The 11,037-nt window shown below is 62.7% G+C and carries 9 protein-coding genes; 7 read left to right on the forward strand and 2 right to left on the reverse strand.

Annotated features, from left to right (window positions below; all coding sequences use genetic code 11):
- The first annotated feature begins 81 nt into the window (after positions 1-81).
- Positions 82-2,001 carry a potassium transporter Kup gene (locus tag NP503_RS04880; protein WP_127272417.1) on the forward strand — a complete coding sequence of 640 codons (1,920 nt, stop codon included), beginning with the start codon at positions 82-84 and terminating at the stop codon, positions 1,999-2,001.
- A 58-nt stretch (positions 2,002-2,059) separates the two neighbouring features.
- On the opposite strand, the gene NP503_RS04885 is transcribed toward NP503_RS04880, so the two are convergent.
- Positions 2,060-2,953 (reverse strand): SDR family oxidoreductase, encoded by an 894-nt coding sequence (locus NP503_RS04885; RefSeq protein ID WP_127269396.1) that lies wholly within the window; start codon positions 2,951-2,953, stop codon positions 2,060-2,062.
- A gap of 135 nt (positions 2,954-3,088) precedes the next feature.
- Here NP503_RS04885 and NP503_RS04890 point away from each other — a divergent pair, with 135 nt between their 5' ends.
- From NP503_RS04890 to NP503_RS04900, 3 genes are all read left to right on the forward strand, one after another.
- Positions 3,089-3,499 carry a helix-turn-helix domain-containing protein gene (locus NP503_RS04890; protein ID WP_127269397.1) on the forward strand — a complete coding sequence of 137 codons (411 nt, stop codon included), beginning with the start codon at positions 3,089-3,091 and terminating at the stop codon, positions 3,497-3,499.
- 135 nt (positions 3,500-3,634) lie between these two features.
- Positions 3,635-4,837: an NAD(P)/FAD-dependent oxidoreductase gene (locus tag NP503_RS04895; RefSeq protein ID WP_236382982.1), complete on the forward strand. Its 1,203-nt coding sequence runs from the start codon at positions 3,635-3,637 to the stop codon at positions 4,835-4,837.
- A 37-nt stretch (positions 4,838-4,874) separates the two neighbouring features.
- On the forward strand, positions 4,875-7,685 hold the full coding sequence (locus NP503_RS04900; RefSeq protein WP_164749003.1) for a CHAT domain-containing protein: 2,811 nt from the start codon (positions 4,875-4,877) through the stop codon (positions 7,683-7,685).
- 36 nt (positions 7,686-7,721) lie between these two features.
- Here the strand turns inward: NP503_RS04900 and NP503_RS04905 are convergent, their stop codons facing one another.
- Positions 7,722-8,447, reverse strand: a complete 726-nt coding sequence (locus NP503_RS04905) for a glutathione S-transferase family protein (RefSeq protein ID WP_127270251.1) — start codon at positions 8,445-8,447, stop codon at positions 7,722-7,724.
- A gap of 94 nt (positions 8,448-8,541) precedes the next feature.
- On the opposite strand from NP503_RS04905, the gene NP503_RS04910 reads away from it, so the two are divergent.
- The 3 genes from NP503_RS04910 (at position 8,542) to ilvC (ending at position 10,846) form a co-directional block, all read left to right on the forward strand.
- Positions 8,542-9,000, forward strand: a complete 459-nt coding sequence (locus NP503_RS04910) for a MarR family winged helix-turn-helix transcriptional regulator (protein ID WP_127270249.1) — start codon at positions 8,542-8,544, stop codon at positions 8,998-9,000.
- Between the two features lie 147 nt (positions 9,001-9,147).
- Positions 9,148-9,801: a TetR/AcrR family transcriptional regulator gene (locus NP503_RS04915; protein ID WP_164749002.1), complete on the forward strand. Its 654-nt coding sequence runs from the start codon at positions 9,148-9,150 to the stop codon at positions 9,799-9,801.
- A 25-nt stretch (positions 9,802-9,826) separates the two neighbouring features.
- Complete coding sequence (gene ilvC / locus NP503_RS04920) at positions 9,827-10,846, forward strand: ketol-acid reductoisomerase (RefSeq protein WP_013531065.1); 1,020 nt, start codon at positions 9,827-9,829, stop codon at positions 10,844-10,846.
- Positions 10,847-11,037 lie beyond the last annotated feature (191 nt).

Consider the following 11,037-nt stretch of genomic DNA (forward strand, 5'->3'; position numbering starts at 1 on the left):
GCATGGCAGCCATTACGCGACGGCACTTGATATTGCATCGCAGCAAGCGTAGAGCACCGCGCGCTTATCGGAGTGTCGTCCATGGCCCTTACCAACACTGGTAGTGAGGCAGAACCCGTCGAACAATCGAGCCATTCGGAAGTCGAACAGCACAGCACCAAGGTTCTGATGCTGGGCGCGCTCGGTGTCGTCTATGGGGATATCGGCACCAGCCCGATCTACGCCTTTCGCGAGGCGCTGGTGGCGTCCTCGGGCGGCAATGTCGCCCAGCGCGGCGATATTCTCGGCGTGCTGTCGCTGATCATCTGGTCGCTGACGATCATCGTCACCATCAAATACATCATGTTCGTGCTGCGCGCCGACAACCGCGGCGAGGGCGGCGTGCTGTCGCTGATGGCGCTGGCGCGCGGCAGTTTCCCCAAGCGTTCAGCATTGATGCTCGCTATCGGCATCGTCGGGGCATCGCTTTTCTTCGGTGACGCCGTCATCACACCGGCGATTTCGGTGCTGTCGGCGGTCGAGGGCATGAATGTCGTCACGCCGACCTTCCAGCCCTATGTCGTGCCGCTGACATTGGTCATCCTTGCCATGGTGTTCGCGGTGCAGCGCTTTGGCACGGGCGGGGTGGGATTGGTGTTCGGCCCGGTGACCGCGGTATGGTTCCTGGCCATCGGCCTTTCCGGCCTCAACCACATCATCGCCGATCCGGAAATCCTGTGGGCGGTGAGCCCGCACTATATCGTCGCCTTCCTGATCAATTCGCCCGATGTCGCCTTCGTGACCATCGGCGCCATCTTTCTCGCCGTGACCGGCGCCGAAGCGCTCTATGCCGATCTCGGCCATTTCGGCCGCAAGCCGATCGTGCTGGCCTGGCTGGCGATCGTGTTTCCCTGCCTGCTGCTCAATTATGCCGGGCAGGGTGCCTTCGTGCTGGCCAAGAATGGCGTCGTCGGCCATCCGTTCTTCGAGATGAACGAAGGCTGGACGCTGATCCCGATGGTCGTGCTGGCGACCGCCGCCACGGTCATCGCCAGCCAGGCGGTGATATCAGGCGCGTTCTCGCTGACCAGGCAGGCGGTGCAGCTCAACATGCTGCCGCGGCTCGAAATCCTGCACACGTCGGAGAAACAGTCCGGCCAGATCTACATGCCGCGCGTCAATCTTCTGCTGGCGCTGGTGGTGATGATGCTGGTGGTCGGCTTCGGCGAGTCCAGCAGGCTGGCGTCGGCCTACGGTATTTCGGTGACCGGCAACATGCTGGTGACGACGGTGCTGCTCTATGTCGTCATGACGCGCATCTGGAAATGGCGGCTGTGGGTGGCAATCTCGCTTACGGCGCTGTTCGGCTTCATCGATGTCGGCTTCTTTGCCTCCAACATCGTCAAGGTGTTCGAGGGCGGCTGGGCCTCGCTGGCCGTGGCCTTCACCGTCGTGCTGGCCATGTGGACCTGGGTGCGCGGCAGCCGCTATCTGTTCGACAAGACCCGCCGCAACGAGATCCCGCTCGATTTCCTTGCCGGCAATTTGTTGAAGAAGAAGCCGCAGCTGGTCTCCGGCACCGCCGTCTTCCTCACCAGCGATCCGCTAAGCGCGCCAACCGCGCTGATGCACAGCCTGAAGCACTACAAGGTGCTGCATGAGCAGAACGTCATCCTTTCGGTGGTGACCGCGCCGCAGCCGGTGGTGCCCGACAGCGACCGGGTCAAGATGGAGACGGTCAACGAGCTGTTCATGCGGGTGACGCTGACCTTCGGCTACATGGAGCAGCCCAACATCCCGCGCGCACTGGCGATCTGCCGCAAGCAGGGCTGGAAGTTCGACATCATGACGACCTCGTTCTTCCTGTCGCGGCGTTCGCTCAAGGCCTCGCCCAATTCCGGCATGCCGGTGTGGCAGGACCGGCTGTTCATCGGCCTGGCCCGCACTGCGGCCGACGCGACGGAGTACTTTCAGATCCCGACCGGGCGCGTGGTGGAGATCGGCACGCAGGTGGCGATCTAGGGGCATGCCGGATCGGCGAATGGACTGTGCCTCACGGCACAGTCCATGTCACTCCGCTTCAACCGGCCAGGGCGACCTTGTTCGCCTCGAGGAATTGCTTCAACGTCTTTGGCGTCCTGCCCGAAAGCGACTCGATTGCGTCGGTCACCATGGCGATACGGCCGGCGCGCGTGTTGGCGTCGAAGGACACGATGACCTCAGCGAAATCCTCGGGAACGCCTGATGCCTTCACGCCTTCGGTCAAGGCTTCATCCGAAACCTGGACGACATCGAGCGGCTTGCCGGTGACCTCGCTTACCAGGGCGGCAATCTCAGCCGTGGTGTAGGCCTGCGGGCCGGTCAAGGTGTAGGTCTTGCTTTCGTTCGAAACGGCAGCGAGACCGGCGGCGATCGCTGCTGCCATGTCGTCGCGCGCACCAGGCGCAACGCGGCCCTCGCCGGCGGACGTGTACCATTTTCCCGAAGCGATCGCGTGCGGCAGGGCCATGAACAGGTTCTCCTGGTACCAGCCGTTGCGGAAGATCGTGTAGGGGATGCCGCTCGCTTTGATCGCCTGCTCGGTGCCGTAGTGATCATTGGCAAACAGCACCGGCGAAACCGGTTCCGGGTTGGGCATCGAGGTGTAGAGAAGGTGGGAAACACCGGCCTTTTTAGCGGCGGCAACCGCGTTCTGGTGCTGCCTCAGGCGCTTGCCGTGTAGCAGGTCGATCTCGCCGGTCGAGATGATCAGCACCCTGTCGGCGCCCTTGAAAGCAGCCTCCAACGATAGTGTGTCGTCGAAGTCAGCCGCCCTTGTGATGACGCCTCGCGCCGCCAACTCGGCAAGGTTTTCCGGATTGCGGGTGGTGGCGATGATCCGGCCCGCGGGGACCTTGAACGTGTCCAGCAGGTGGTTGATGACGCTGCGGCCGAGCTGGCCGGAAGCGCCGGTGACGAGAAGGGTTTGGGTCATGGAAGATCCTGACATTGCGCCGCTAAGGCGGTTCGAGGGGCAGTCTCAAAAAGAGACCAGCACTAAAATAGGAATTGACCCAGAGCCGTAAAGAAGGCAGTTTTTCGGGAGGTAGGCACGCGCAGGGAACCAGCGGTGGACAGCAAGATCGTCAATCTGAGATCGAAGTTGGAGGTCTACAAGGCGGTCTCCGGCGGCGGCAACTTCGCCAATTGTCCGGTCCGCGAGGTCATCCAGGGCGTGAGCGGCAAATGGAGCTCGCTGCTGATGATGGCTTTGGCCGAGCAGCCCTATCGCTTCGGCGAGTTGCGGCGGCTGGTGCCGGACATTTCACAGCGCATGCTGACGCAGACGCTCTACGATTTGCAGCGCGACGGCTATGTGCATCGCGAGGTGTTCCCGACCAAGCCGCCGAGCGTCGAGTACAGCCTGACCGATCTCGGGCATTCGATGTTCGGCGCCTTGCATCAGCTGATCCTGTGGGCCGAGCTCAATCATGATGCGGTGCGCGGCGCACGCGCCGATTTTGACGCCGCCCAAGGCTGACCAGCGGCGCAAAGCCGTTGGTGACGGCTTGATTTCGTCCCGCCGCTGAAGGATTGTCCCGGCCAATCCGGCTTTGGGGGCACTGGCATTTCCTATGATATCGCAATTGCAGGCGCCGGGCCGGCGGGACTGGCCGTGGCGCTCTATCTCAGGCGTGCCGGGCATCGGGTCACCGTGTTCGAGCGCTTCGATGAGCCGAAGCCGGTCGGCTCCGGGCTGATTCTTCAGCCGACAGGGCTGACGGTACTGGCCGGTCTTGGCCTGCTCGACGACATACTGGCGCTGGGCAGCCGCATAGACCGCCTGCATGGCGCCGATGCTTCCACTGGCCGCACGGTGCTCGATGTCCGCTACGATGCGCAACGCGGTGGCCGCTTCGGGCTGGCGGTGCACCGGGCGGCTTTGTTCGGTGTGCTTTTCCGCGCCGCGCAGAGCGAGGCGATCGCCATCGAGACCGGCGTCGAGATCGAGGCCCTGGAGACCGGCGAACGGGCGACGCTGATCTGTGGCAACGGGCGGAGGGCAGGGCCATTCGATCTGGTCGTCGACGCCAGCGGTTCGCGCTCGAAACTGCGCCGCGAAAGCGCTCCAGGCGAGCCGCGGCCACTCACCTATGGTGCGTTCTGGGCCTCGCTCGGCTGGCGTGGCGATGGTTTCGACGAGCACGCGCTGCTGCAACGCTACGACAAAGCGAGCGTGATGATCGGCGTGCTGCCGATCGGCCGACCGGAGCCGGGCGCTGAAAAGATGGCGGCCTTCTTCTGGAGCCTGAAGCCGTCGGATGCCGATGAGGTGCGCGTTCGCGGCCTGAACGCCTGGAAGGAAAGGGTGGTCCGGCTGTGGCCGCAGAGCGAGGCGTTCACCAGCCAGATCGACAGTTTCGACCAGCTCTCGCTGGCCCGCTACGGCCACCACACGATGAAGCTTCCGGCCGGTAGGCGATTGGCCGTCATCGGCGATGCGGCGCATTCCACCAGTCCGCAACTCGGGCAAGGGGCGAACATGGCGCTGCTCGATGCCGCGGCGCTCAGCAATGCGCTGGCGCGGGCGTCAAACGTCGAGGCAGCGCTGGAGGCCTATGCGAGGGCGCGGCGCTGGCATGTCCGCGTCTTCCAGGCGCTGTCGCTGGCATTCACGCCGTTCTACCAGTCGGATTCGGTGGCGCTGCCCTTCCTCCGCGACAGGCTGGTGGCGACGGTGGCAAAAATCCCGCCGGCGCCGCAATTCCTCGCCTCGATGGTGGCGGGAACCGTGATCGATCCGTTCAGGCGGATTGGACTTGAGGAAACGCGGTGGGATTTCGGACAAAATCCGGATCATGATACGACCGCATCCTAGAGTTTTTCGCATCAGACCGATCCGCATGAACGCTGTCATGTCCATAGTCCGAAAATCGCTAGGCCTGATGCAGGTCGTTGCATCTGTCCTGGCCACGTCGGTCGTGGCGCCGCCCTTGCCGACGGCGCAAGCTCAGACGCCGGGCCAAGCCGGTCAGCAGACTCCAGCAGGCAGTGAAGAGGCGCTGAAAGTTCGGATCGATGCGGCCTACAAGCTGATGATGGAGGTCGGGCGCTTCGACGATGGTTATGCGCAGTTGCGGGCAGCGCTGCTCGATGCGGCCAGGAGCGACCTCTACGAGTTCACCGTGGAGAGCTACTCGAACGCCGGCGCGACGTTCCTCAACAACCAGATCCTCGACAACGCCGAGGAGATTTTCGCCGAAGGCCTGAAAACCAGGGCGATGCAGCAGGATGTCGCGAAGCGTGCCGATTTCTATCTCAATTACGCAATGCTGAAACAGGCCGAGAAAGACTATCAGGGCTTCGTTTCCATGTGCGCTACGGCAACCAATCTCTACGCCCACTACCAAGGCACGGAATCCCTGGAACTCATGTATGCCAACGATGTGCTGGCGACAGGGATCGCTGCATTCGGTCAAATCGCTGCGGCGATCAACGTTGACCAGCGCAATCTGGAGATTGCGGAGCGGGTGCTTGGCCAGGACGATCGCTTCACCTGGAAGCTGCAGAACAATCTGGCCGACATGCTGCGTCAGATCGGGGCACCGACACGCGCCTTACAGTACGACCTGAATGTGCTCGAGAAACGTATCGGCTACTACGGGCCAAATCACTTCAACGTTCTGGTTAGCGCCAACAACACGGCTCAGGACTATCTCGACCTCGCCAAGTACGACGAGGCCTTGCGCTATTTCCAGCAGGACCGGGATATCGCTGTCCTCCTCAAGCAGGAAGGCAATCTGATTGAGCAGGCCGATGCCTGGCTGCTTTACACCAGGGCTCTTTCCGGTGCACAGCCGCTCGACGCGCCGACGCTCGCACGCTTGCTGCCGCTGACCAACGACGCGAGTTATCCCGAGATATTGGCAATCAAGATCGCCAACCTGCTCGCCGCGCATTTCGCCGCGATGGGCGATACCGAAAACAGCATGAACCAACTCGATCGGGCCTATAGCATCGCCGGATCGACATACGGCTCGGTGCACCCGCTGACCTTTGCCGCGCGGCAGGCCATGGCCAACCTCAAGGCGAAGTCGAATCCCGAGGCTGCAGCCACCGATTTTGCGGCTCTCAACGATGACATGTTGCGTTGGAATTGGTTCCAGGTGAGCACGGCCGCCAACCCGGTCGTCGCTGAAGCCAGCCGCGCCTTGGCCGATGACATGCTCTACGACTATGCGCGGCTGGCAAAAAACAACGCATCGGCAGTGCCGGCATTCGCTGAAGCGGTGCGTCGCTGGCCGACACTCGAAAACGACAAACGGGATCAGTTGCGCAGACTGTCGCGTTTGATCGATCCGAACGATATGGAGACACGGCATTTGATCCAGGCCGGGATACGGCTGTCCCTGGCCTACCAGGAGGCTGCTTCCAGTGGCGACAGTGCCGACGATCCAGGTGCGGTACAGCCCGACCAGGCTCAGGCGGCGTACGAAAAGGCGATCACGAGAGTTACGACGAAGTACAGATTCGACCAAAGCGTGGTGGACAAGCCACTGCCATCCGCAAACACGCTGCTGCAGCCCAACGAGGCGCTGATCGATTATTTCATCACTCGCAAGTGGCGGGCGGACCGCGAGAGCGCCGATCCGCTGGAAGACGAACGGCTCTACGCGATCGTCACGCGCAAGGACCAGCAGCCGTCGCTCTATGACCTCGGCGATCCGCGCCGGCTCATCCCAGCCGCCCGGGAAACCCGCATGGCAAACCTCAGGTCGACCCGCTCCGCGCAGGAGCGTGGCGCTGTGACCCTGGTCGATCTGAACGCGACATTCACAGGGCTTTACGCCGGTCTGATCGCACCTCTGGAGCCGTCGCTTGGCGGCGCCGACACGCTTTTCGTGGTGCCGGACGGCAAGCTGTTTTCGGTGCCATTCCCCTTGCTGCAGGACAGCAAGGGCGCGTCGCTCGATGATCGCTTCCTGGTGCGCATGCTGACCCGGCCGGAATCGCTGTTGAACGCAGGCATCGATCAGAGTTTTCCCAAGTCCGGCAAGGCCTTGCTGGCCGGCGGCCTGGATTACGCACGGGGTGCGGAGAAGGGTGCCGAGCCGCTACCGGGTACCCGCAAGGAGGTCGACGCGATCGCCTCGATCCTGCGCGGCGATCATTATTCGGTCGAGACCCTTACCGGAACGGCTGCCGGCGAACGGGCGCTGCGCAAGGACATCGAGCAGGCCACGGTCGCGCATCTGGCCACACATGGTGCCTACCGCGACGAGAAAGAGGGCGGCGTCGGTGCCGTGAATGCGCTGTGGCAGAGTGAGGTCGTGCTGTCCCGGTCGGGAAACCGGCAATCGATGAAGCGCGATGATGATGACGGCCGGCTCTATGGCATGGAGCTGATGATGTGGGATTTGTCGAACCTCGACCTGCTTGTGCTCTCCGCCTGCGAGACGGCCCGTGGCCAGGAGACATTCGTCGGCGGTTTGCGCGGCCTGCCGACGGCAATCAACATTGCCGGTGCGAAGCGCTCGTTGCTAACCCTTTGGCCTGTGGACGATGCGGGAACCGCTGCCTTCATGGTGAGCTTCTACGGCCATCTCGCCGCCGGGCGGACTTATCCGGAAGCGCTGCGCCAGGCCCGTCGCGATGCCCGCGACGGCGAGATATCAGGCGCGCAGGACCCTCGGGTATGGGCCGCCTTCGTCATGTTCGAAAACTGACGGCCGCGAGCCAACGCTTGCCCGCGATCGATCCGTTCAAGCGGATCGGGCTGACCGAAGCGCGGTGGCCGGGTCGTTTTGCCGGATGAGGCCTGAAAGGTGCGATCCCTTCGCTTGCAGAAAAGCATGCAGGCGCTGCGGATAGTCCGGCGCCACGGCTTGCCTGATCGACGGGCGCTCACTCAACGCTTTGCGCCAGGCTCGGACGAGCGGTTTGCCGTCCAGAATGCCGAAATCACCGATGCGGTCGAAGACATCGAGGTAGCGGAAGACCGGACCGTAAACGGCGTCGACCAGCGAAAAGTGCCTGCTGGCGAACCAGGGTCCGCCGGGCTCGTCCGCCAGCTCGGCTTCGAGGCGATCGAACATGGCGGACAGCGCGCTGGATTCGGCCAGGAAGCCAGCTTCGGTCGAGGCTGAATAGAACCGGCCGATGGCGTTGAGGGTTGCCGAACCGAACTCGATCCAGGCGCGATGACGGGCGCGGGCATAGGGGTCGGCAGGGTGGAGGGGATTGGCTTGCGTCTCTTCAAGGAATTCGAGGATGACGGCCGATTCGAAGATCACCGTTTCCTCGCCATTTCGCTGTACGCGCAGCAGCGGCACCTTGCCGAGCGGCGAGATCGCTTTGAACCAATCCGGTTTGTTGGCCAGGTCGATATCGATGCGCTCGAACGGCACGCCCTTTTCGGCCAGCGAAATCGCGGCGCGCTGCACATAGGGGCAGAGGTGATGGCTGACGAGGATGAGCTTGTGTGCCATGAGGTTTCCAAGGTTAATGCATTTGCATCTATATAGATGCACATGCATCGATCGTCAAGCTTGATGCAGATGCATCTACTGCCTATGCTTGGCCATGACCGAGAAAGCCACGCCTTCGCCAGAAGCCATCAAGGCCTGGGCTCGCCTGATGCGCGTTTCGCGCCAACTGATGGAAAGCGCTGAAGAAGCGTTGAAGGCCGCCGGCCTGCCGCCGCTTGCCTGGTACGACGTGCTGCATGAGCTCGCTGAGGCGAGCGAGGGCGGGCTGCGGCCGTTCCAGCTCATCGAGCGCACTCTGTTCGCGCAATACAACATTTCGCGGCTGCTGGCCCGGCTCGAGGCCGATGGGCTCGTCGAGAAACTGACGGTGGCCGATGATGGTCGTGGCCAGACCATCCGCATCACCGCCAAGGGCCGCGAGACACGCCGCCAGATGTGGGCTGTCTACGGACGGTCGATCACCGAACTGGTTGGCGCCAAACTGTCGGCGGATGAATTGACCAGGGTCTCCGCACTGCTTGGACGATTGCGCCATCCGCCAGCCTCCGATTAGCGAGGCTTGTCGCGCGGCAACGCATCACTTGCAGATATTTTGCGCCCGCCCTCTTGCGCGCGGCCTCGGATTGCGCAATATGCCGAACCGTAACGTACGGTACGGCATACCGGAATGACCGGTGGCCCGACCTTTCGAGAGAAGAGCGTGTTGCACAGCGTGCCCGACATCGACACCAGCGAAGCGCTGACAGAACGGCAGAAGGCCGTGCTCGACGCGGCGTTGCGGCTGCTGGTCGAGGAGGGCGATCATCTGACCATGACCGCCGTGGCGCGCCGCGCCAGCTGCTCCAAGGAAACGCTCTACAAATGGTTCGGCGACCGTGACGGGCTGCTGACGGCGACGGTGCAGTGGCAGGCCTCGAAAGTGCGGGTGGCGCCGGTTGACGGCAAGGGGCTCGATCTTGCCTCCCTGACCGCAAGTCTCGAACGCTTCGCCTCGGACTGGCTCAAGGTGATCTCCAGTGACACCTCGATCGCGCTCAACCGGGTGGCGGTCAGCCATGCCGGTTCGGGCAAGGACAATCTCGGCGCCGTGGTGCTTGAGAACGGCCGCTTCGCATTGGCCAAACGGTTGAAGCCGGTGCTTGAGGCCGGCCGACGGACCGGACTTTTGGATTTCGCGGATGCCGAGACGGCGTTCCGCACCTTTTTCGGGCTGGTCGCCCGCGACGTGCAGATCCGTCTGCTGCTTGGCGACCGGCTGAAATTGACTGAGGCGGCGATCGGCGGCGATGCCGCGCGCGCGACGCAGCAGTTTCTCGCTCTTTTCGGAGCAAAAACCGGGCCGCAGGGCCTCTGATTCATAAAACGGGAAGGAAGACAAAATGCGCGTCTATTACGATCGTGATGCCGATCTCAATCTGATCAAGGGCAAGAAGGTCGCCATCATCGGCTACGGCAGCCAGGGCAGGGCGCATGCGCTCAACCTCAAGGATTCCGGCGCCAAGGAAATCGCCATCGGTCTCAAGGCCGGCTCGGCGACCGCCAAGAAGGTCGAGGCCGATGGGCTCAAGGTGATGAGCGTGGCGGACGCCGCCAAATGGGCCGACCTGATGATGATGGCAACGCCGGACGAACTGCAGGCCGACATCTACAAAAACGAGATCGCGCCGAACATCCGCGACGGTGCGGCGATCGCCTTCGCGCACGGCCTCAACGTGCATTTCGGCCTGATCGAACCGAAGTCGACTGTCGACGTCGTCATGATCGCGCCGAAGGGTCCCGGCCACACGGTGCGCGGCGAATACCAGAAGGGCGGCGGCGTGCCGTGCCTGGTCGCCGTCAACCAGGATGCCTCGGGCAATGCGCTCGACCTGGCGCTGTCCTACGCCTGCGGCGTCGGCGGCGGCCGCTCGGGCATCATCGAGACCAATTTCCGCGAGGAATGCGAGACCGATCTGTTCGGCGAGCAGGTCGTGCTGTGCGGCGGTCTGGTCGAACTGATCCGGGCCGGTTTCGAGACGCTGGTGGAAGCCGGCTACGCGCCTGAGATGGCCTATTTCGAGTGCCTGCACGAGGTCAAGCTGATCGTCGACCTGATCTATGAAGGCGGCATCGCCAACATGAACTACTCGATCTCGAACACCGCCGAATGGGGCGAATATGTCTCGGGTCCGCGCATCATCACCGCCGAGACCAAGGCCGAGATGAAGCGCGTGCTGAAGGACATCCAGACGGGAAAATTCACCTCGGAATGGATGCAGGAATACCGCGCCGGCATGTCCCGCTTCAAGGGCATCCGCCGCAACAATGACAGCCACCAGATCGAGGAAGTCGGCGCCAAGCTGCGCGCGATGATGCCCTGGATTTCCAAGAACAAGCTGGTCGACAAGGCCAAGAACTGAGCGAAATCCACAAGCGCTCGAAAACAGCGGCTTCCATGAACAAAAACGGCGCCAAGTGGCGCCGTTCAGACTGCTGACAAACCCCTGGCATTTGCTGGGGGTTTTTGATTCACTGGGTCATGTTGAAGCGACCCGCCCCTGAACAGACCGCGCTCGAGATGGTGACGCTGGATCAGTTGGTTCCTGCCGAT

The organism is Mesorhizobium sp. SEMIA396 (genome assembly GCF_024518615.1).
Classification (GTDB): domain Bacteria; phylum Pseudomonadota; class Alphaproteobacteria; order Rhizobiales; family Rhizobiaceae; genus Mesorhizobium.